We start from the raw sequence: 22,990 nt of genomic DNA, 5'->3' as shown, positions 1-22,990 counted from the left end.
AATAAAAGAGGACTAGTCAAAATTGGCTGGTCCTCTTTTTCAAAATTTAATTATTTCCTTAAAAATTCAACACCCACAGGAAGATCAGGAATACTACAAACAGTACCCACATCATCGGTGTGACTTCCTTGCCACGCTTAGCAGCAAGCATACAGATAGGGTAGGTGATCATGCCCCATGATAAACCGTCTGAAATTGAGTAAGTAAGAGGCATCCCTAAAATAATCAAGAATGCAGGAACTGCAATTTCCAACTTGTTCCAATGAATATGAGCAGTATTTTGTGCCATTAATACTCCAACAATGATTAAGGCAGGAGCAGTAACTTGGCTAGTGAAAACACCAAGCAATGGACTGAAAATCATTGAGATTAAGAAAAAGATCGCTACAAAAACTGCGGTTAAACCGGTACGGCCACCAACGGCGATACCAGCACTTGATTCAACGAAGGCACCAACAGGTGAAGTACCAAGGATTGAACCAACAGCCATCGCACTTGAGTCAGCTGCTAAGGCCTTACCTACACGTGGCATCTTGTTGTTCTTCATGAAACCAGCTTGTTGAGCAAGTCCGATTAAGGTACCTGCAGTATCGAAGAAAGTAACAAGCAGGAATGTTAAGACAACAACCCACATTTGCACGGAGTTGATGTCCTTTACGTGGAAAATAGCTTGACCAAAGGTTGGAGCTAAGCTAGGTGCGGTAGAAATCACCTTGTGTGGCAATGCAATTTGCCCAGTGCAGATCCCGAAGATAGCGGCAAGAACCATTCCGATAAAGATTGCACCAGGAACGTTCAAGATCATCAAAATGACAGTTACTAGCAAACCAAAGATAGTGATCCAAACGAGGGGATCGTGTAATGATCCTAAACCTACCAAAGTTGATTTATTAGCAACGATCAATTTACCATTTTGTAAACCTAAAAAGGCAATGAATAAGCCGATCCCAGAAGAAATGGCAAACTTTAAGTCAGCTGGAATTGAATCAATGATCTTTTCTCTTAATTTGAATAAAGTAATTAAGATGAAAATAATTGATGCAACGAAAACTGAAGCCAAGGCTGTTTCCCATGAAACATGCATCCCAATACATACGGTGTAAGCAAAGAAGGCATTGATTCCCAAAGCTGGTGCCTCACCGATCGGGTAGTTGGCAACGATCCCCATGATTGCAGTACCAAGAGCGGCAGCTAAAGCAGTAGCGGTGAAGACTGCACCGGTATTCATACCGCTGGCGCCCAGTACGCTAGGGTTAACAAACAAAATATAGGACATGCTGATAAAGGTAGTTAAACCAGCAATAAATTCAGTTCGAATGTTAGTTTTGTACTTATCTAATTGAAAGTAGCTTTTTATAAAATTCATTTTATCTCCCCAAAATATTGTTCGTGTTTTAACTTCTTGAACACAACTCTTATACTTTAGCATTGATAAATAAATTTGTAAACGCGAATTATTTTAATGATTACTTGGGCATTTATTGCAATTTATCTTTAAATGATAGGAAAAGCATTTAATTGAATCAGCTTTCATTAGCATAAATAAAGCATTATCCTAGGATATAAGAATTAAAAAAGAAATAAAGGTGAAAGAATGTCCGCACAACTTATTTTTTCAGATCTTGATGGCACATTAATTAATGATGATTTAAAGGTAACCGCCGCAACGCGGGATGCAATTCGTAGACAAATTATTAATGGTAATATTTTCGTTCCTGCATCAGCACGTCTTCCTAAAGGGATGATGACAGTGGTTAATCAAATTTTGAAAGTTTGTCCGTTTATCGCGTATAACGGTGCTTTAGCCCTTGATGAAACAGGCAAAGTACTAATCAGCCGTTTTTTTAATGCAAAAGAAGCAGCTGAAATTTGCCGCTACGTTGATGAGCAAGATAATGATGCAGCTTGGAATATCTATAGTGGCTATGTTTGGTATTGTAGTGAAGAAAAGAGCCCACGGGTTAAAAATGAAGAAAGAATTGTCGATGTAAAAGCAACACCGACTACAATTAATCAACTTGAAAAACTGCAGGGCGTGCATAAAGGTCTAATTATGGGAGATTCAGCGGATCTTGATCGTATGCAAGAAGAATTAACTGCTAAATATCCTGATTTGACTTTTGTTAGATCAGCAGAGAATCTATTAGAAATTGTTTTAAAGGGTGTAAGCAAGGCTAGTGCAGTCAAAATAGTTGCTCAAGAATATGGCGTAGACTTGCAAAATTGCATTGCTTTTGGCGATAACTATAACGATGAAGATATGTTGGAAGAAGTGGGGTATCCATTTTTAATGGGTAATGCCCCAGCAGAACTAAAACAAAAATTTGCTCCGGCACAAATTACTGCTGATAACAATCATGATGGGGTTGCGAAGGCATTAGCAAAAATTGAATAAATAAAAATCGCATAGAAGCTCTATGCGATTTATTATTTCCTGGGAAATTATTGTTTGTCTTTTTCAAAGATGTAGCTAACGAAGCCAAAGGCTACGATAACTAATCCAGCAATGATCCAGCCCATAGTTGAAAATTTAGATCCGATTAAAAGTAATAGGGCAACCAGGAGAATATAAATAGTATCAAGTCCAATTGTCAGTTGCTTATATTTGCTTCCTAATTTTTTCAATAGAGAAGAACGGTATCTGGTTAGTAATTGCCGTCCAATAAGATAGATGACAACAAGGGTGTAGATTGCTGGAGTAATAAAATTAAATTGTTTTTGAAAATATAGAATCCATTCAATGATTAAGAGAATAACTAATATTGCATAGGCAAAGTTATCGGTTATTCTTTTTAGTTTAGTCAACTTTTTCTTTTGAGCGATGATTGCGACAATGCCCAAAATTAAGCAAACTATGATAAGTGGGAAAAACCATTGTCCACCGGTTACGGTTGATAACATAAAAACTCCTCCTTTAAACACATTTTTTCAAATTATACAAAAATAAAGCGAAAAATTCACTGTAAACAAAAAATCATTCAAAATGCATTCGTACGCAAATTGAATGTTTTTATTTATGCTTCGATTTGAATATCGGTTGGCTTTTTCCAATCTGCAGGCAACTTGCCCATTTCTTTTAATTTGTCAGTGATTTGATCCAAGACTATTTGCTTATCAGCTGGATTAGCCATGAAGTCAAGCTTATCACCATCAATTTCCATCTTAGGTGAGTAGTCGTAATTATCGTACCATGGCTTGTAGTAGCGCAACAAACGCTTGTAATAGTCTTCCAAGGTTGAATCATAGCTCAGCTGCTCGTAAGGACGGCCACGTTTTTGAATTCGCTTGATCATCGTATCATAAGAAACATTAATGTGAACGAGCAAGTCAGGATTCTTCTTAGGCATCCGTTTTAGTTCGCTCATCATATTGTGCAATAACTCATAGTAAGTATCGACTTCTTCAGAAGTAGCACGGCCGATATCAGCGTTCATTTGGAAGAATAAGGCGTCTTCATAGATAGAACGATCTAAGACGTTATTATCTTCAGTGAGCGCGTCTTTAATGCTGTGGAAGCGTGTGTTCAAGAAATATACTTGCAATAAGAATGCATATTTTTTAGGGTCAGCGTAAAAAAGTGGCAAAACTGGATTGTCATCAACACTTTCATAGAAAGGCTTAGTCCCTAAATATTTAGATAAAATACCTGTTAAACTGGATTTACCGGCTCCAATTGGCCCGCTTAAAACAATAACTGTCATCACGTTCCTTCTTTTTCTTATAAGTTGCCGATTTCATGCAACTTTTCATCAATTTCTTTAAGTACTTCTTTTTGTGCATCCATGTTGGTAACAAAATCAAGTTTGTCGCCATTGATTTCTATCTTTGGTGAGGCATGATAATTTTCATACCATGGTTTGTAGTACTTTAAAAGTCTTGCGTAATAATCTTTCAAACCTGGATCAGTGCTGATTTGCTCAAATGAACGACCGCGCTTCTTGATTCGGTTAAGCATAGTATCAAGGGAGACATGAATGTAAATCAGTAAGTCAGGCTTCTTACTTGGATTGCCAGGAGTGTCTTCCATCATGTTGTCGAGTAAGTCATCGTAGATCTTGAACTCGGTTGGATCAGCGACCTTGCTATCGGCGTTCATCTTGAAGAACAGTGCATCTTCATAGATAGAACGATCGGAGACACTGTTTTTTTCTTGAATTGCTTGATTGATCTGTGCTAAACGGTGGTTAAGGAGGTAAGTGTTAAGCAAAAAAGTGTAACGCTTCATGTCCTTGTAGTATAAAGGCAATACGGGATTGTTATCAACGCCCTCATAGAATGCCTGAGTCCCTAAATGTTCAGCTAGAATACTGGTTAAACTGGATTTACCGGCTCCAATTGGCCCACTTAAAACAATAACTTGAATCACATTCTTTCTTAAATACCATATGTAGACAATTATTAAGTTTAATACGATATGTTGTGGCACACAAGTGATTTTTTGATTATGTTTCACATCTAAAAGTCAAGGGTAGAAATAAAAAATCGAATAGGAATGAAACATAATTCGATAAAAAACTGAATTATGTTTCATTTTTTATATAAAAATGAAATTTTGTGAAGTATATTTCATTGTAGATACAGGCTGCTAAATAAAAAAACTAGGTCTTCCACGATTGTAGAAAGCCTAGCTTTTTCTATGCTGATAATTAAATTATTGTTTTTAGTTCTTGTATTTGTCGTCTAATTCTTGTGCGGCAGCCTCGTCTACGATCACCGTTACATCTGGGTGTTTTTGCAAAATTGATGCAGGTACTTCTTCAGTGACTTTGCCTTCAATCATTTTCTTGATTGCGTGAGCTTTCTTTTCACCAAAAGCCATCAAAACAATCTTCTTAGATTGCATAATATTAGCAGTACCCATGCAGATGGCACTCTTTGGCACTTCATCGATACTGTCAAAGAAGCGAGCATTAGCCTTGATAGTATTTTCGGTTAACTTAACTTCATGAGTGCCGATGTTGAATGGAGTGCCTGGTTCGTTAAAGGCAATGTGACCATTGCGGCCGATTCCTAATAGTTGAATGTCGATAGGATTGTCTTTGATAATTTGATCATATTCTTTACAAAAAGCATCAACGTCTTTTGCCATACCGTCAGGAACGTAAGTCTTCTTAAATGGCTTCTTGTCAAATAAATGCTTTTGCATGAAGTAGTGGTAGCTTTGAGGATTATCTGGGGTTAAACCAACGTATTCATCGAGGTTAATGCTGGTAAGATTTTCACAGTTAAGATCGCTTTTTACCCAGTTTTGGTAAAGTGTTTCAGGGGTTGAGCCGGTTGCCAAACCTAAGACTTTAGCACCGTTCTTGATTCCTTTTTCAAAAATTTCAAATGCTTTTGCTCCACCTTGAATTTTATTTTCGGTAACAATAACTTTCATAATTAAGACCTCCTCATTTACTGGTCTAGTCCATTATAAAATGGAATAGACCATTTTGTCAATTGGTTGATAAAAATAATTACGAATCAATTATGTTAAAATTTGAACATAAGGAAGTGAACGAGGATGAATTTTGAAAAACTAACAGGTTTAGGAATTGGCAGCTGGGGTTTGGGTGAAGATCCTAAAAAGAAAAAAGATGAAATAGCAGCTATTCGCTATGGCCTTGATCATGGCTTGAGTGTAATTGATACAGCCGAAATGTATGGGGATGGCCAAAGCGAAGAGCTAATTGGTGAAGCGATTAAAGGATATGATCGCGAAAAATTATTTTTGATTTCAAAATTCTACCCCTATCATGCAACGCCAAAACTAGAACGTCAGAGTCTAGAAGCCAGTCTAAAACGCCTTGGAACAGATCATCTGGATCTTTATCTATTACACTGGCGGGGCAGTCACCGCTTGTCTGATACGATCCGCGGCTTACAAGCATTACAAAAAGATGGCTTGATCCGTTATTGGGGTGTATCCAACTTTGATACGGCTGATATGCAGGAGCTTTTTACAGTGCCAGGTGGAGAAGAATGCTTTGCTAATGAAGACTTATACAATATCAGTGAACGTGGGACAGAATTTGATCTGCAAGCTTGGCAAGAAGAGCACGGTGTAAACTTTATTGGGTATTCACCATTTAATTCAGGCAAGGGCAACACAATTCGAATTACGCGTAATTTGAAAATTGTTGCACGTGATCATGGCGTTACGCCTCATCAGATAATGCTAGCTTGGACGATGCGCAATGGCAATGTTTTAACGATTCCTAAGGCAAGTAGTGTAGAACACATGAAGGAAAATATTGCAACACAAAAGATTAAACTTACAGATGATGAGCTTAGATTGCTTAACAGTGATTTTCCAATGCCAACTGAAAAAACGCCGTTAGCTGTTATTTAGTACAAGATATAGTAAGATTATCACATATAATCACTATATCTTGTGGATAACTATGTGGACATGTGTAAAAAAAGGCTGTTTCATGTGAAACAACCTTTTTTCTTATTTCGATTTGATGTAGTTAACCCCATCTGCGGCAGGTGCAACTGACTTGCCGAGGAAGAGGACCAAAACGATGATTGTAATAACGTAAGGTGCAATCTGCATGTAAACGGATGGAATTTGATCGATTCCTGGCAGTTGATGTCCAATAATACTTAAGCTTTGAGCAAAACCAAAGAAAAGGGATGAGAGCATTGCACCGATTGGATTCCATTTACCAAATATAACGGCAGCTAAAGCCATGAATCCTTGTCCAACGATAGTAGAAACAGAGAAGTTACCAGATATTGCTTGAGCAAAGACGGCACCGCCAAGACCTGCCATAAAGCCGGAAATTAATACACCTGCATAACGCATGCCATAGACATTGATTCCCATTGTGTCAGCTGCTTGAGGATTTTCACCACATGAACGTAAGCGTAGGCCAAAGCGAGTCTTATATAAAATCCACCACATAAAAATAGCAAGAATAATGGCAATCCAAGCAGGGGCAGAGGTGTTTTTGAAGAAGATTGGCCCAACGATGGGAATGCTGCTTAAACCAGGAAAGCTGAAGTAGCCGAAGTTAGCGGTGATATTTTCAGTTTGGCCTTTATCATAAATTGCCTTGATCAAGAAAACACCCAAAGGTGGTGCCATGATGTTCAGCACTGTTCCGGAAATGACATGATCAGCGTGAAAATTGATTGTGGCAACAGCGTGAAGCAATGAAAAAATCAAACCAACAATTCCGCCGACTAGAGTGCCAAGCCAAGGAGTAGCTGCACCAAAAGTTGAAGCGAAAGTTAGGTTGAAGACAATCGCCGCAAAGGCTCCCATGGTCATGATACCCTCCAGGCCAATATTAACAATCCCAGAGTTTTCACTGTAAACACCACCAAGAGAAGCTAGGATTAGAGGCGCAGAATAAACTAAAGTGGATGAAACAATTAACGCCATCATTGTAACGAAATTCATTATTTTTCTCCTTCGATTACTTTTCTACCTGGACCATCAACACCATTGTTGGGTCCTTTTTCTTTTCTGGTTGGAATGTAGTAATCACTGCGGTTCTTCTTAGTTTTAAAAAGCAAACCAATGACGTAATTGATAGCGATGAAGAAAATGATGGCAGCAATTACGATAGATACGATTTCATAAGGAATACCGGCAATAGTTTGCATGCCCAAACCACCAATTTTTAAAATTGAGAAAAGAAGTGAAGCTAATAAAATACCAATTGCAGTTCCACCACCAAGTAAGGCAACTGAAAGCCCGTCCCAGCCAATATCCAAACTAGTTGTTTGAGTGAAGTAGTTTTGGTAGGTACCAAGTCCTTGTACTACACCGCCTAAGCCAGAAAATGCACCTGAAAGTAACATTGAAATAATAATATTCTTTTTAGAAGACATCCCGGCATAGCGACTAGCAAAAGGATTGAGTCCAACTGCCTTGATTTCAAAACCAACGGTAGTTTTTTTCATTAAATACCAATAAAAAATAAGCCCAATAATTGCTAAGAAAATACCAGCATTGATTCGCGAATCACCAAACATGCTAGTTAACCAGTTAAGCTTTAAGCTGCCATTGGCTGGAATTGTTTTGGTAGTATCGGTATCAATTCTTAATTTTGAGGACATTACTTGTTGCATTAAATATTGACAAGTATAGAGCACAATATAGTTAAGCATGATAGTAGTAATTACTTCATTAGTTCCAAATTGAGCTCTTAAATAGCCAGCAATTCCTGCAACAATAGCACCAGCTATAGCGCCTGCAATAATAGCTAAAGGCAATAATACTGGCTTAGGCAATTGAGGATTGGCCAATACAATCCAAATAGAAGTCAACCAACCAGCTTGTGCTTGACCTGGCAAACCGATGTTAAAGAAGCCAGCTTTTGAGGCAATTGCAAAACCGATAGCAATAAAAATTAATGGCGTAGCTTCACGAATAGTTTCACCAATACCATTCATATTGCCCAGTGCGCTAGAGAACATGGAGCTGTATGCTTGAAAAGGATTATAGCTCCAAATCAGCATGATAATTGCACCAACTATAAAACCAGCAATTACTGAGATAACTGGTACTAGAATATTTTTGACTTTAGGTGTAACTTTAATCAATTGTTGCATCTTCTTTCTTAACACCGGTCATTAAAAGACCTAGTTCTTGATCTGTAGTTTTTTCAGGTAATACTTCGCCTGAAATTTGACCATCATGCAAAACAGCAATCCGGTCAGATAATTGCATAATTTCATCAAGTTCATATGAAATTAATAGGATAGCTTTTCCTGCTGCTCTTTGAGCTAAAAGCTGCTTATGAATATACTCAATTGCACCAACATCTAAACCGCGAGTGGGCTGGAATGCAATGATTAGATCGCTGTTTCTATTTAATTCTCTAGCGATAATTGCTTTTTGCTGGTTACCTCCCGATAGGTCGCTAGCTGGCAATGCAGGGCTAGTAGTTCGAATATCGAATTTTTTAATTAAATCTACGGCATGCTTCAAAATTGCTTGATGATTAATGATGCCATGATTAGAGAAGGGACGTTGGTAGTAAGTTTGCAGCGCTAAGTTATCAGCTAATGACATGTGAAGAATTAAGCCATATTTTTGCCGGTCTGCAGGAATATGCGCTACGCCAGCTTCGGTGATTTTGCGAACTTTTTGGTTGGTTAAATTTTGACCATTAATTAAAATTTGCCCTGACTTAACATGGCGTAAACCAGTGATTGCTTCAACCAGTTCATCTTGTCCATTGCCGTCAATTCCGGCTAGCCCTAAAATTTCACCTCCACGGATTGAAAGGGAAAGGTCTTTAACGCTTAAGGCACCGTGATTTCCTTTTACCTGTAAGTTTTTGATTGCTAGAATTTGCTTGCCCAAGTTAGGTGCTGGTTTGGTTAGCTTCATGTTGACATGCCGCCCCACCATTAATTCGGCTAACCGCTCATCACTAACTTGATCAACAGCAAAAGTACCAACATCGTGACCACGTCTGATAACTGTAACTCGATCTGCAACAGCCTTGATTTCTTCTAATTTATGAGTGATCAAAATGATTGATTTGCCTTCTTTAGCTAAATTTTTGAGTACTTTAATAAATTCAGAAATTTCTTGTGGGGTTAAAACAGCAGTTGGTTCATCAAAAATTAAAATATCTGCACCACGATAAAGTACCTTTAGAATCTCAACTCTTTGCTGTTGGGCGACAGTAATGCTAGAGATTTTGGCATCTGGATTAATAGCAAAGCCATATTTTTGTGCAAGAGCTAGGACCTGTTTTCTTGCCTTTTTCAGATCGATAACGGGTCCCTTAGTTGATTCATGTCCTAGAATAATATTTTCTAAAACGGTAAATGAATCCATAAGCATGAAATGCTGGTGTACCATCCCAATGCCTAATTTTTTAGCGACAGTTGGATCTTTAATATTTACTTTTTGATTATTAACCAGAATTTCACCGCTTGTTGGTTCAAGTAAGCCAGATAAAATTCTCATTAAGGTAGATTTACCCGCGCCATTTTCGCCAAGCAAAGCCAAAATTTCACCTTGATAGAGCGTAAGGTTAATATCGTCATTTGCCTTGAAACCATCGAAATCTTTGACAATATGGCGCATCTCGATTACTTTATTTCTCTGTTCTTTCATGTAAATAAATACTTCCTTAATTAACTATAGAAAAACTCTTCGCTAAAAAACGAAGAGTTCTCAAAATACTAAGCAGCTGAATTACTTAGTTGGAGCAGTAGCAACCTTAATCTTGCCATCAATAATTTGTTGACGAGCCTTTTGTACTGCTGCCCAAGTTTTAGCGTTTAAATTACCTTTGGTGATTGAAACCCCATTACCCTTTAAGCTGTAAACTAAGTGCTTACCACCAGGGAATTTACCATTGTAAGCATCATTAGCAATTGACTTAGTAGCAACATCTAAGCCCTTTAAGACGGAAGTTAAAGTGAAGTTCTCTTTCTTACCATCTTTTGACTTGTAGTTACCTAGGTTAGATTGGTCAACGTCAACTCCGATTACCCAAACCTTTTTAGCTGCTGGACGGGCTTGGTTGTAATCTTTTCCTTCTTGGAAAACACCGTTACCTGCGTTACCGGCTGCTTGGTAAATAATATCAGCGCGGTTAGCATACATTGATTGAGCAATTGATTTAGCCTTATCGGTTGAAGTGAAGTTACCGATGTATTGGGTTTGAACTGAAATCTTCTTGTGAAGAGCTTTAGCACCGTCAGCAACACCTTGCTTAAAACCGGCTTCGAATAAATCAATAATAGATGACTTAGCACCGCCAATGAAACCTACTTTGTTGGTTTTAGTGGTGTAAGCTGCGGCCAATCCGCCAAGATAAGAAGCTTGATTGCTTTCAAAGGTGGCAGAAGCGACGTTCTTAATCCCAGAGTCAACGCTATCAATGATAACGAAATTCTTTTTAGGATTCTTCTTGGCTGCTTGCTTGACTGCGTCGGCTAATTGATAGCCAACACCGAAAATGGTTTGGTAGCCGGCTGTAGCGGCTTGATCAAAGTTAGGAGTGAAGTCTGCGGCACTGCTAGACTGGAAGTATTGATAACCACCTTTTCCTTGTTTTAAACCATGTTCCTTGCCGTATGCTTTAAATCCTGACCATGCAGCTTGGTTAAATGAATGATCATCAACACCATTTTCATCTGTGATTAGGGCAATGCCATGTTTAGTATCTTTGTTGGCTGATTGACCAGACTTTTTACCCGAACAAGCAGTTAGAATCAAGCCAACTGATGCTAAAACGACACCAAATGATAAAATTTTCTTGAACTTTACGTTCATTATTTCTGTCCTCCACAATATTAATACCGAACAATTTATAAATAAGTTTATTAATTAATACGTATTTTGTCAACAAAAATATTGATCAGGCAAAAAAATAATTGATTGTAATTATAAAAAAGCAAACTATACTAGTATGCTTTTATTTATTGTTAGGATGAATGGCAACCTTAATTTTGCCTTTTAGGATATTAGCTCTAGCAATTTGGGCATCTTTCCAAGTTGAAGCTGAAATCTGTCCTCGTTCAATAGAAACACCATTGTTTTTAAGCCCATAAACTAAATTTTTACCACCAGGGAATTTATTATTATAAGCTCTATTGGCGATATCTTTAACAGCAACATTTACTCCAGTTATTACTGATGTCAAAACAAAATTAGATTTTTGTCCGCCTTTAGCAGTGTAGTTACCGAGATGAGATTGATCGACATCAACTCCGATTACCCACACTTTATCTTTAGCTGGTCTAGTTTGATTAATGGCTTTAGCTTCTTGGAAAAGACCATCACCAGCACCACCAGCAGCATGGAAGATGATGTCGGCTTTTTTGGTGTACATTGATTGAGCAATTGATTTGGCCTTGTCTGAACTAGTAAAGTTGCCAATATATTGGTTTAAGATAGTAACTTTTTTGTGCATTTTTTTGGCTTGATCTTTAACACCTTGAGTAAATCCGGCATCAAAAAGGTCGACAATATCGCCATGAGCACCGCCGATGAAGCCAACCGTGTTGGTTTTGGTTTCTTTAGCAGCTACGACACCAGCTAAGTAGGAAGCTTGTTCGCTCTTGAAATTAGCTGAGACAACATTCTTTTGTCCCTTGATTACATCGTCAATAATGGCAAAATTCTTTTTAGGATAGCGTTTAGCGGCAGAAGCTACGGCATCTTTTAAACTGTAACCAACGCCAAAGATAGTTTGATAACCAGCTTTAGCTGCTTGATCAAAATTAGGAGTGAAATCAGCAGCACTACTTGATTGAAAATATTGATAACCGTTTCGACCGCGGCTCAAGTTGTGCTCTTTGCCATAACTTTGAAATCCTTCCCAAGCAGATTGGTTAAAAGAGTTATCATTTACACCATTACCGTCAGTAATTAATGCAATAGAGTGCTTGGCATCGCTTGATTTATTATTGCTTGCACCCTGTTTTTTACCAGAGCAGGCGGTTAAAATTGCACCTAAACTCAATGCAAGCACACCAATAGATAGTAATTTTTTGACTTTTTTATTCATAAAATTGATCCTCTCTCCATCAAATGATTTTTAACATAAAACGAGGTTAACAATATTTAGTGGCTATGTCAAAATTGACATACAACATAAAGTATTGATATAAAGGGATTCTTAATTGGTATAGAACACGATTATGCATTAGAGAGAGTAAGGATAATGCATAATTAAGTAAAAAAATAATAAAAAATACAATATCTTGTCATATTAGATAAAATATACCTAGATATTGTATAATAAACTTTTTTGCTGAGAAAAAATCTTAATTATGGTTTAATTGAGTCTAAAGAATTAAGTTGGAGAAATATATGAGAAGAGAAGAAACTAAAAGATTAGCAATTACTGCTGTCTTTGCTGCTTTATTGATTGTACAGACTTTTGTGCCAAATGTTGGCTATGTAAGAATTATCCCGGCTTTGCCAGCTGTAACTACTATTCCAATGACAATTGCCGTCTATGGCACGTTAATGGGACCAAAGGCCGGGTTAGGCTTTGGCTTATTCTGGGGTATTACCAGATTGATTGTTGCATATACTCAACCTGGCGATATGGTCAGCTTAATGTTGTTCCAAAATCCGGTAATTTCATTGGTACCAAGTATTTTGGCTGGCTATTTCCCGGGAATTATTGCGAAGGGTATGAGTAAGACTAAATATGCGAAATTGGGTTATATCATAAGTGGAGCAGTCACTTCGTTAACTAATACCGTGATGGTTATTTTGCTGACGAGTATTTTCTTCATGCATGATCCAGCAAGCTTAACTCATTACCTAGGAAATTATAGTTCAAGTACGCCATTGATTTTAATTTTAATTATGGCATTGGGCATGAACGGTTTAGTAGAAGCAATTTTTACAGCTATTGTAGTTCCAGTAATTGTAACGCCACTTAACTTAGTTATGAAAAAGGCGTAACTAAAAAGTTTAATAAATTAAAAAAAGCTCCTCAAATGCTTGATAAAACAGGCAATGAGGAGCCTTTTTTAGCTGAATTTTATGTGTTTTTTATCCTGAATTACGTAAACCGGAAGCCACACCGTTGATAGTAATTGGAATAATACTTTGGTAAACACCTTGAATCTCATCTTCACGATCACGCTTGATCATTTCTAATTGGATGTAGTTCAAAATGTTGAAGTAAGGCATTCTGTATTCCAGACTCTTCTTAAGAGTAGGTGCATCTTCGATTAATTCATCATGACCTTCAATTTGTAGGATGACTTTCTTAGTTAGTTCCCATTCTTGATTGATGATATCAAAGACTGATTTAACTTGTTCATCTTCGCAAAGATCCGCATACTGCTTGGCAATTCTCATATTTGATTTAGATAAAACCATATCAACATTGGAAAGCAGGGAGTGGAAGAATGGCCAACCTTGGTACATATTTTGTAATTCCTTCAAGTTGGCTGGATCGGCATCGATAAATGACTTGAAACCAGAACCTACGCCATACCAACCAGGGAACATTACACGGCTTTGTGACCAAGAGAAAACCCAAGGGATGGCTCTTAAGCCAGAAAAGTCAGTGAGTTTCTTTCTTGAAGCTGGACGTGAACCTACGTTAAGACCAGAGATTTCTTTGATTGGAGTTGCTTGGAAGAAGTACTTAAGGAAGTTAGGATTCTCAAATACTAGTTTCCGGTAAACTTCGTTGCTTTTAGCTACGATTTGATCCATTGAAGAACGGAAATCTGCGACATGATCTTCGCTAACGATTTGTTTAGAAGCCATTCGATCGATTGTTGCTGAAGCTAACATTTCTAGGTTGTAGTAGGCGGTGTCTTTATTACCATACTTGTTTTGGATAATTTCACCTTGCTCAGTCATCCGCATCCGATCGTTAATTGACTTGAATGGCTGTGCTGTAATTGCTTCGTATGATGGACCACCACCACGACCAACGGTACCGCCACGGCCATGCATAAAGGTAATCTTGATACCCATTTCTTCACCGATCTTAGTTAGATCCTTTTGAGCTTTATAAAGGTTCCAGCATGAAGCTAAGTAGCCACCGTCCTTATTAGAATCTGAGTAGCCTAGCATAACTTCTTGATAATTATTTTGAGAAACAAGCCACTTCTTGACGATATCAAAGCTTAAGAATTCCTTGATTATTTCCCGGGCATTATTCAAGTCTTCAACCGTTTCAAATAGTGGTACCACTTGAATTCGGGCTTTTTGATTATCAAGTAAATCGTATTCCTTTAACATGATTGCTTGTTCTAGCATGTCTGAAACACTCTCAGTGTGAGAAATAATATGTTGCTTGATGACGTCTTCACCCAAACGGTCTTTCAATTGACGAGCAGTCTTGTAGATCTTTAATTCTTTTTGTAGTAACTCAGACTTGGGTTTGTTATTGGCGTGTAAGTTACGTGGATCATTGTTCAATTCGTTGAGTAAAAGCTTGATCTTTTTGTCTTCGCTTAAATCGCTATAATTGTCACAAATTCCAGCACTCTTAAGTAGCTCAGCGACACAGGCCTCGTTAACGCTAGAATCTTGACGCATATCAATTGTAGCTAGATGGAAGCCGAAGATGTTGATAGCCTCAAGAATTTGAGTAAAGTAGCTGTCTACTACGGCGTGATCATGGTCTTCTTCAAGTGAATTTTTGATGATTTCTAAGTCGGCTTTAAATTCTTGAGCATTTTGATAACAAGGGATTTTATCAAGATTTTGGAGGTCACGTTTCTTTAAGAAAGTGTTCTTGTTAGTAATATTCAGTAATTTTTGTTCAGTGTGCACTAAACGGCTTTGAATATAGTAGAATGCTCGTCTATATGGCTCGTTAGTTCTGAATGGTGAATCATCATTAGAAAGCTCAGATAGGTGCATTACATCGTCAGATGGCTCCATATAAGAAGTAGACATGGAAATGGCTCTATAAAGCTTATTGATTTGCTTAATGTAATATTCAAAGATTACTTGGCTTTGCAAAGTAGCGCTTAGTTCTAGCGTATCAGCCGTTACATAAGGGTTACCGTCACGGTCGCCGCCGATCCACATTCCCATGGTAATTGGCGTAGCATGACTAGCGTTTAGCCCGTGTTTTTTAGCTAATTCCTTGTAACGACTAGTAAATTTGGTGATTGCAGGGATTAAAGCCTTAGGGTAGTAAGCCAAAACATTGGTAATTTCATTAGCTACCTTTAATTTGTGACCACGAATAATGTCAGTTTGCATCAAAATTTCAATGCAAGCCCGCATTTGTTCAGTCCATTCATCGCGATCAATTGTGCCATTCTTCACATCACGATAATTGCGCAAAAGTTGATGAATTTGATCGGTTAATTCCAAAATGGTTTTTCTTTGTACTTGAGTAGGATGGGCAGTTAAAACGGGTACTACATTTACATGTTCAAGGATTTCTTCGGCATTTTTCTTTTGGGCTACAATGTCAATTGTGTCACTCAATTTACCTAGATAATCTTGATGAGTATTGTTAAGCACATTAACTTTACTTGCTAGTTCTACATCCTCTGAAATGTTGATCAAGAGTGGGAGAGTAGCAAAATAACGTGCAACAACAATCATTTCGCGATTGTTAAGACTAGCAATTTGCTTTTCAAGTTCTTGATAATCTTTGGCGGCAGAGATTTTAATTAAGTTTTGGATCTTATCGAAAGCTGCTTGACCGATTACTTGCTTAGTTGATTCATTCAGTAAATTAGTTAAAACTTTGCTTTCTTCTGCCACTACATTAACATCGCTGTTATTTTCTAATTTTTTAACAGTCATGGTGAAAAAAGTTCCTTTCTTACTTGTTTTTGCTAAAGCTAAGATACCACATATTTTGCTAAAAATTTAGGTTATTGTGAACAACGTAACAAATTCTTTATTAAATTCATTCACTCCGCAATGCAATTGCAGCATCTTTCTTTGCAGCCATTCGTGCTGGAATATGACCACCTAAGAGGGTGAGGATAGTTGAAATAATGATCAAAACAATAGCAGCAGTAGGATCTAGTTGGGCTACATTTGCCAGATCAGTAATCTTGTAAATGATACTGTTAATTGGGAATGTTAGTAGGTAAGCAATCAGAATGCCTAATACACCAGAGAAAACACCTAGGATGAAGGTTTCGGCATCAAAGACACGAGTAATGTCTTTTTTACGGGCACCTAATGCCTTGAGTACCCCGATTTCCTTAGTTCGCTCAAGTACTGAGGTATAAGTTAAAATACCAATCATAATCATAGATGTGATTAATGAAATACCAGCAAATGCGACAAGGATCGTCGTTATCCCGCTTAAGAGGCCGCCAGTCATTGTGGTAACAGCGTTTGACATGTCAGTATAGAGAATCTTGTCTGATTTTTTCTTCCCTTTGTTCCATTTGTCAAGATAATCAAGTACTTTATCTTTATCATCAAAATTGTTGGGATAAATCATGATGCCAGTAGGGATGCTGGTACCGCCAAGAGTCTGCATTGTAGCTTTCTTTTCATTGGCATTTAGTTTTTGGTTAGTTAATACGCTATGGTTACTCTTCTTTTGTGCCTTTACAATTGCAGAGTTTTTATTTTCATTAATCACGCGTTGTGAAAGTTGATCGCTATAAGCAATTCCAGTTGATAACAAGGCCATTGAATCTTCGTTTTTAGGACGAATGACACCAGCAATCTTTAGATTGGTTTGAGCACCGTTATACATGGCGTTATTTACCTTTTTAGGAATAAACATGCCAGTTTGCAATTGCTGATAGTAATCATTGTTGGCAACTACACGAAATTGCTTATTTACTAATTGGCCGAATTTGACGTGTTCCTTATTCTTTAAATCGAAACCAAGATTTTTTAAGGCATTGATGTTAACAGTATTTTTATTGTCAGTAACTAAAACCAAGTCGGTTGCCTTAGTAGGCCAAGTGCCTGAGAGCAATTGATAATTTTGCTTCAAAAATGAGCCTTTCTCTTTATTTAAAGTAGTGGGAAAGACACTTGAACCCAGTCCCATTGAACTCATCGCTTGGGATCTAGCAGCTAGAACAGAATTAGTCTGATCAGGATCCGTATTTGAAAATTGCACGCGTTCAATTTTTCCCTTGTTTTTAGCTAATAAATTCAAGCTTACGCCGCGTTGGTAAGACACGTTATTGGCATAATTAGGATTGATCTTCTTGATGTAGTTAACATACTTTGTGCTAATTTTATTAACGTGTTGGGCCTGTTCGCTTTGGTCTTGTTCTGCCGTTACATAGCCGCGGTTTTTGACATTTTTATCCGATTCTTTACGTGCATTAGCTGAAGTAATGTCAGTTGCGGTCTGTGAAATAGAAATCGGATATTTTGCTAAGGCCTTGCTCATTGTGGTATTGATTTGCTTTTGAAAACCATTAGAGATAGCTAAAACTACGGCAATTGAGATAATCCCGATGCTTGAAGCAAAAGCAGTTAGCAGAGTTCGACCTTTTTTTGTCATAATATTGGTGAAACTCAACTTGATGGCGTTCCAGTAAGACATCTTGGTACGCTTGAGGTTAAATTTGTCTTCTTCCTTATTAGGGCTAAAAGGATCAGAATCATGACGAATCTTACCGTCTTGGAAATTAACGATTCTTGTGGCGTATTCTTTAGCTAATTCAGGATTGTGGGTCACCATAATAACGAGTCGATCTTTAGATAGTTTTTTGATCAACTTCATAATTTGGACAGAAGTCTCAGTATCAAGTGCACCAGTTGGTTCATCACAAAGTAGAATATCAGGGTCGTTGGCAATTGCTCGAGCAATCGCTACTCGTTGCATCTGACCGCCAGACAACTGGTTAGGACGTTTATTTAGATGGTCTTTCAATCCCACTTCTGTTAACGCCGCAATTGCTTTTTCATGGCGCTGTTTTTTAGGCACACCAGACAAATTCATCCCTAGTTCCACATTGGCGATGATCGACAAGTGGGGGATTAGATTATAATTTTGAAAAACAAAACCAACGGTATTGTTGCGGTAAGCATCCCAGTCGGTCTCTTTAAAATTCTTGGTAGATTTGCCGTTGATGATCAAGTCACCTTGGTCGTAACGGTCAAGTCCGCCAATTACGTTTAACATGGTAGTTTTTCCAGAACCACTCGGACCTAAGATAGCGACGAATTCCTGATCACGGAACGAGATTGTAACGTCGTCTAAAGCGTGGGTGATGTTGTCCCCCACCTTATATGACTTAAAAATATGCTTTAGTTGAAGCATTGCATCCCTCTTTTCTAAATTACAGTAAATCTTTCTAATCCTGTCATGACTAAGATAGCTTGCAGGATAAAGAATAAAACGATTAATCCCATGATAACGAAATGACGGCGTTTATGCATGACAAACACACCGGCAAATTCGCGGATAATTGCGTTAGGCAAGTAGTAGAATCTGGTGTAAGCACCGACACCATTGGCTTTTAAACCAACTTCTTTAGCTAAAAGGCCAGCGCGAAAAATGTGGTAGTTATTGCTGAAGAAGCGTGCTTTGAAGTGAGTATTACCGAAGTCTTCAGTAGCGATTTTTTTAGAAAAAAGCATATTTTGGTAAGTATTTTTGGACTGGTCTTCTAATAAAATGTGGTCAACGGGGATCCCACGGCGTTGTGCAAAACGAGACATGGCGAGTGCTTCTGAGATCTTCTCATCAGGACCTTGACCACCTGACATGATCAGAATTGGCCGCTTACGTCCCTTTTGGTATTGACGGTTAGAGTATTGAATCGCACGATTAATTCTGGCTGCCAGCAATTTAGACACTTGGTCACCGTTGATCAAGCCAGCTCCCAAAACAATCAAATAGTCTTGATGATAAGTGCGAGGATAGATTTGGTATAGGAGCAAATTTAGTAAAAAATTGTAGAGTACCAATCCTAGGTAGATTGCAATCGCTGGAATTGAAGCTAGGGCTATGCTGAGCCAGCGTGGCAAATATTTACCAGGTCCTAAAATCACGATGATACTAATAATTAAAGCCAAAAATCCAGAAATCAAAGTGAGTAAATTAGGTAGGGTATGGCTTTCATATTTCCAAACGAAATAGGCGTTCCAAAACAGAAAGATCCAAGCAAAAATTAATAGCAATGCAACGCCAAATAATGCAGCTAGAACTAGTAGGTCATAGGCACGTTGCAAGCCGTGACTCGTACTTTTGTGTACCATAACGGTGATCCAAGAGAGCATTGAGACTATAAAGATAGTAAACAAAACGCCATTAATCAAACGTCTTGGTTCGATAAGCCAAGAGATTAAAAAGACAAAAAATATCAGTAACATAAAGACTGAAATGTAGAAGAACTCACCGCGTCTCCCCAAAAAAGCGATGATCTGATTAAGCATAGATAGATACTCCTCCTTAGGTATTTTTTCTTATTTACATTATAATAGAAACAATGATTACTAGTTGAAAGAATCAAGGTGTGAATGAAAAATGAAGAGATTTGGACATTACCTGGGAAATATTGCAGGGGCTGTGTTGGCTTTGGTAATGTATTCTGAATTAGAAGTACTTTACTTTAGACCTCAGCGATTTGATTTCGGGCAATATCGCGTCTTCGTTACGGCGCTTGCTACGGTAATAGTTTTGTTTGCAATTTCCTATATTTATCGCAGGCAATTAAAAGAAGAAAATGATTGGGGCTTTGATGAAACACCACACTGGGACTGGCGCAGAATCGGAATAGCGATGATCGGTTTTGTACTGATTGTAGTAGGTTCGATTGTGATGCTTAATCTAGTTGGTGGCGGCGTTTCAAAGAACCAGGAAAGCTTGAATAAAATAGCGGAATACAATGCAGGTTTATTTAGGATCCTAGTAGTTTTCATCGCGCCATTTTGTGAGGAACATATCTTTAGAGGGATGTTTTTCAATATCTTTTTCACTAAGAAAAATACTAGAAATAAGTGGCTAGGTATTGTTGCAAGCGGATTTTTATTTGGCTATATGCATGATCCGGCATTAAGTAAGTATATCTTAGTATATTGGGTCTTAGGCATGGTTTTAGCTTGGGTCTATATGTCAACCAAGGATTTGCGCTATTCAATTTTGGTGCACATGTTCTATAACGCGTTAGGTTTTATTTAGAGATTGAAACAAGTGTTTGGAAAAGAACGGTTTCTCAGACACTTTTTTAATGCTTTTGGACAAAAGATCCTCATAATCGTTATTATAGCAACACTTTGAGACGACCGAATTATTTTTAAAAAACTTTCGATAAACCCCTTGCAATTAATAACATATGTTATACAATAAAGATGTAAGGAATAAGGGAACAAAAAGTTCCAACAAGTTAAGTGATATAGAAATTAGAGGTATTCATTATGTTAGTTTCAAAGAATTTAGTTAAAGTTGTTTCAATCGCAGTTGCTTCAATGAGTTTAATGGGTGTTGGTGCTTCAGTTAGTCAAGCAGCTAGTTTTCCTGCTCCAAAGTTAGGTGTTGCCGAAACTATGCCAACTGATCCTGCAATTAAAAAGGGTGACAAGATCTTTGTTACTGTAAAGGACACTAAGAACCAAAAAGTTAATGTTTTGGACGCACAAGGTCACAAGACTAGCCAAAAGGTTTCAATGGGTTCAACTTACACCGTTAAGGATGTTAAGAAAGCTGCTGGCAAGAAGATCGTCAAGATCAACAAGAGTCAATGGTTGAACATCAAAGACGTTGTAAAGGATTAATTAAAAGCTAAAAATTTGTAAGCTTGCATAATGAATACCATGTCAAAAGCCGTGAAAGTAAATTACTTTTACGGTTTTTAATTTTCTTTTTCTGGCCAGATTTGTTGTACGTCTTTAAAAATCTCAAGCCATTTTTGAGCAACTTCCATGCAATTCAGCTGAACTATGGTATCAATCATTGCCAATACAGGCTGTGCGTCGAGAGTATGACAGTAGTCGATAATTTTTTGTAAAAGGGTCAATGTTAAACTAAAGAACATGAGATAGAAGGGAAGTTCTATCTTTTTTAATTCATTAAGAATTTTTTGAGCGTAATCTAGCTTCTTTTTGAAAACTAAGGCAATAACTGTATCAGATAAACCACCTATGAAAATGGTGGTGTTTTCGTTCAAACTTTCTGTAGGATGAAAGTTGTGAATAATTCGCAGAGCAATTTGATAGCCGATTTTAGAATTTAGCAAAAACGGTGAGTTAGCAAAGAGCAAAATATTGTATTTAGACCAAACGGTGTTGTGAAGCAGGTATGAACCGATTCGATTAATGTCTGCAGGTGTTAGATAGTTTTTACCAGTCATGAGAAATAATTGATTGCAGACAAGAATGATGTTTTTGAGTTCGAGAATATTTTTGGTGGCGTGATAATGATTTAGCTGCTCCTGAACAAATTTTTCGAGTACCTTTGTATCATTGTCTTTAATGGCCGTTATAATGTCGTCTGGCAATGTAAATTCTGTTTTCATTGCAGCGTAATGCGTGAATTCGTTAAGCGTAATGTTGATGCGCCTGAGTAATGCAATGGCGGTGCTAAACTCAACTTCTACCTGATTGTTTTCCCAGCGTGATAACTTGGAGATTGAACAAATACCCTTGCAGGCTTCAGTTTGAGTGATTTCTTGATCTTTGCGCAATTGTTTGTAAACTGAACCATATTTGAACATAATTTTTTACCTCGATTTGCAGATCTGCAAATATGTTAGATTTAGGCTTATTATCTTGCGATAATCAAAATACATCAAGTACTTGGAGGAAAAAATGAAAGGTAAAAGAGTTTTGAAAGTATCTATATTAGTAGTAATTTTGGCTTTAGTAATTGGAGCGAGTTTAATGTTTAGAAAAGGTAATGCAGGTCCGATCGTCCAAAAAGAGCTGACATATCAACAGTTTAATCAAATCGATGTAAATGTTGCTAACGCAAATATTAAGATTCAAAAAGGTGACAGTTATCGTGTAATCTATAACGGTAGAGAAAAAATGGTACCGGCAGTTAAAGTTGAAAATAGTGTTTTAAAGGTTGAACGTAATAATGGATCTGTAAATATTAATGCAAATATTTTTGATTTGTTTAAGAAGAATTCGATTGTACCTACGATTACAATTGAAATACCTAAAAAGAAGCTTGATAAAGTGACAATTGACAGTTCAAACGGTAATGTAACAGTGAAAGATCTTGCTCTTAAGCAAGGTAAAATCGACACGTCAAATGGTAGTGTTGTGGTTAGAAATAGTGTGGCTCAAGGATATGACCTTGATACATCTAACGGACGAATTACAGTGAATGGACAAGATGAAGGCGACACGTATAGCCAAAATGACGTCGGGGATAATGTGCTAGAGATTGATACTTCAAATGGAAATATCACAGTAAATTAGGAATGATAAAAAAGCGCAATTTTGTAGATTGCGCTTTTTTAATGCTTTTAATCAAGAAGATCTGGCTTATGTTGCTTTGCATATTTGAAAATTAAGTGAGCATTGGAATGCATAAACTTTTTGAAAAACTTGATTTGTTCTTGGCTAAATCCATCATTATTTAGCCATTTATATGTAGGTAAAATAGATCTTGCTTCATTGAAGCCCCAAACGGCAACATAA

20 protein-coding genes are annotated in these 22,990 nt (G+C 37.4%); 6 read left to right on the top strand and 14 right to left on the bottom strand.

What is annotated here, in order from left to right:
• Positions 1-58: 58 nt before the first annotated feature.
• A complete protein-coding gene (locus tag CP363_RS03365; protein ID WP_005719937.1) occupies positions 59-1,366 on the bottom strand; it encodes an NCS2 family permease in 1,308 nt (435 codons plus the stop codon).
• Between the two features lie 228 nt (positions 1,367-1,594).
• On the opposite strand from CP363_RS03365, the gene CP363_RS03360 reads away from it, so the two are divergent.
• Positions 1,595-2,395 (top strand): Cof-type HAD-IIB family hydrolase, encoded by an 801-nt coding sequence (locus CP363_RS03360; RefSeq protein ID WP_089150039.1) that lies wholly within the window; start codon positions 1,595-1,597, stop codon positions 2,393-2,395.
• 47 nt (positions 2,396-2,442) lie between these two features.
• On the opposite strand, the gene CP363_RS03355 is transcribed toward CP363_RS03360, so the two are convergent.
• The 4 genes from CP363_RS03355 to nagB all read right to left on the bottom strand — a co-directional run bounded on the left by CP363_RS03355 (position 2,443) and on the right by nagB (position 5,380).
• Complete coding sequence (locus tag CP363_RS03355; RefSeq protein ID WP_089143196.1) at positions 2,443-2,901, bottom strand: hypothetical protein; 459 nt, start codon at positions 2,899-2,901, stop codon at positions 2,443-2,445.
• A 113-nt stretch (positions 2,902-3,014) separates the two neighbouring features.
• On the bottom strand, positions 3,015-3,701 hold the full coding sequence (locus CP363_RS03350) for a deoxynucleoside kinase (RefSeq protein WP_013087073.1): 687 nt from the start codon (positions 3,699-3,701) through the stop codon (positions 3,015-3,017).
• 17 nt (positions 3,702-3,718) lie between these two features.
• Positions 3,719-4,366, bottom strand: coding sequence for a deoxynucleoside kinase (locus CP363_RS03345; protein ID WP_089150038.1), 648 nt, complete (start codon positions 4,364-4,366; stop codon positions 3,719-3,721).
• A gap of 294 nt (positions 4,367-4,660) precedes the next feature.
• Positions 4,661-5,380 carry a glucosamine-6-phosphate deaminase gene (nagB, locus tag CP363_RS03340; RefSeq protein ID WP_005719942.1) on the bottom strand — a complete coding sequence of 240 codons (720 nt, stop codon included), beginning with the start codon at positions 5,378-5,380 and terminating at the stop codon, positions 4,661-4,663.
• Positions 5,381-5,506: 126 nt separating this feature from the next.
• Here nagB and CP363_RS03335 point away from each other — a divergent pair, with 126 nt between their 5' ends.
• On the top strand, positions 5,507-6,334 hold the full coding sequence (locus tag CP363_RS03335) for an aldo/keto reductase (RefSeq protein ID WP_013087072.1): 828 nt from the start codon (positions 5,507-5,509) through the stop codon (positions 6,332-6,334).
• Between the two features lie 102 nt (positions 6,335-6,436).
• Here CP363_RS03335 and CP363_RS03330 read toward each other — a convergent pair whose 3' ends face one another.
• From CP363_RS03330 to CP363_RS03310, 5 genes are all read right to left on the bottom strand, one after another.
• Positions 6,437-7,393: an ABC transporter permease gene (locus CP363_RS03330; protein ID WP_098035840.1), complete on the bottom strand. Its 957-nt coding sequence runs from the start codon at positions 7,391-7,393 to the stop codon at positions 6,437-6,439.
• Entirely contained in the window at positions 7,393-8,541 is a 1,149-nt protein-coding gene (locus CP363_RS03325; protein WP_005726928.1) for an ABC transporter permease, read from the bottom strand. The genes CP363_RS03330 and CP363_RS03325 overlap by 1 nt, the downstream gene beginning before the upstream one ends.
• Positions 8,534-10,072 carry an ABC transporter ATP-binding protein gene (locus CP363_RS03320; RefSeq protein ID WP_023487779.1) on the bottom strand — a complete coding sequence of 513 codons (1,539 nt, stop codon included), beginning with the start codon at positions 10,070-10,072 and terminating at the stop codon, positions 8,534-8,536. Before CP363_RS03320 ends, CP363_RS03325 begins: the two co-directional genes overlap by 8 nt.
• 81 nt (positions 10,073-10,153) lie before the next feature.
• A complete protein-coding gene (locus tag CP363_RS03315; RefSeq protein ID WP_013087069.1) occupies positions 10,154-11,239 on the bottom strand; it encodes a BMP family protein in 1,086 nt (361 codons plus the stop codon).
• Positions 11,240-11,381: 142 nt separating this feature from the next.
• Complete coding sequence (locus tag CP363_RS03310) at positions 11,382-12,476, bottom strand: BMP family protein (RefSeq protein WP_023487778.1); 1,095 nt, start codon at positions 12,474-12,476, stop codon at positions 11,382-11,384.
• 305 nt (positions 12,477-12,781) lie between these two features.
• Between CP363_RS03310 and CP363_RS03305 the strand changes: the two genes are divergently transcribed.
• Positions 12,782-13,387: an ECF transporter S component gene (locus CP363_RS03305; protein WP_061205043.1), complete on the top strand. Its 606-nt coding sequence runs from the start codon at positions 12,782-12,784 to the stop codon at positions 13,385-13,387.
• Positions 13,388-13,477: 90 nt separating this feature from the next.
• Here CP363_RS03305 and ppc read toward each other — a convergent pair whose 3' ends face one another.
• The 3 genes from ppc to CP363_RS03290 all read right to left on the bottom strand — a co-directional run bounded on the left by ppc (position 13,478) and on the right by CP363_RS03290 (position 19,780).
• Positions 13,478-16,216 (bottom strand): phosphoenolpyruvate carboxylase, encoded by a 2,739-nt coding sequence (ppc, locus tag CP363_RS03300; protein ID WP_089145726.1) that lies wholly within the window; start codon positions 16,214-16,216, stop codon positions 13,478-13,480.
• Between the two features lie 106 nt (positions 16,217-16,322).
• Positions 16,323-18,662 (bottom strand): ATP-binding cassette domain-containing protein, encoded by a 2,340-nt coding sequence (locus tag CP363_RS03295; protein ID WP_098035839.1) that lies wholly within the window; start codon positions 18,660-18,662, stop codon positions 16,323-16,325.
• Between the two features lie 14 nt (positions 18,663-18,676).
• Complete coding sequence (locus CP363_RS03290; RefSeq protein ID WP_089145293.1) at positions 18,677-19,780, bottom strand: YdcF family protein; 1,104 nt, start codon at positions 19,778-19,780, stop codon at positions 18,677-18,679.
• Between the two features lie 91 nt (positions 19,781-19,871).
• Between CP363_RS03290 and CP363_RS03285 the strand changes: the two genes are divergently transcribed.
• Both CP363_RS03285 and CP363_RS03280 read left to right on the top strand, forming a co-directional pair.
• On the top strand, positions 19,872-20,525 hold the full coding sequence (locus CP363_RS03285) for a CPBP family intramembrane glutamic endopeptidase (RefSeq protein ID WP_098035838.1): 654 nt from the start codon (positions 19,872-19,874) through the stop codon (positions 20,523-20,525).
• Positions 20,526-20,761: 236 nt separating this feature from the next.
• Complete coding sequence (locus CP363_RS03280; protein WP_013087062.1) at positions 20,762-21,118, top strand: hypothetical protein; 357 nt, start codon at positions 20,762-20,764, stop codon at positions 21,116-21,118.
• A 77-nt stretch (positions 21,119-21,195) separates the two neighbouring features.
• Here CP363_RS03280 and CP363_RS03275 read toward each other — a convergent pair whose 3' ends face one another.
• On the bottom strand, positions 21,196-22,056 hold the full coding sequence (locus tag CP363_RS03275; protein WP_089145720.1) for a helix-turn-helix domain-containing protein: 861 nt from the start codon (positions 22,054-22,056) through the stop codon (positions 21,196-21,198).
• A 94-nt stretch (positions 22,057-22,150) separates the two neighbouring features.
• Here CP363_RS03275 and CP363_RS03270 point away from each other — a divergent pair, with 94 nt between their 5' ends.
• On the top strand, positions 22,151-22,768 hold the full coding sequence (locus tag CP363_RS03270; protein WP_098035837.1) for a DUF4097 family beta strand repeat-containing protein: 618 nt from the start codon (positions 22,151-22,153) through the stop codon (positions 22,766-22,768).
• Positions 22,769-22,990: the final 222 nt, after the last annotated feature.

It is taken from the genome of Lactobacillus sp. UMNPBX12 (genome assembly GCF_002553955.1).
Lineage (GTDB): Bacteria > Bacillota > Bacilli > Lactobacillales > Lactobacillaceae > Lactobacillus > Lactobacillus crispatus.
The sequence above is the reverse complement of the archived record's forward strand: the minus strand, read 5'-3'. Positions and strand labels throughout refer to the sequence as shown.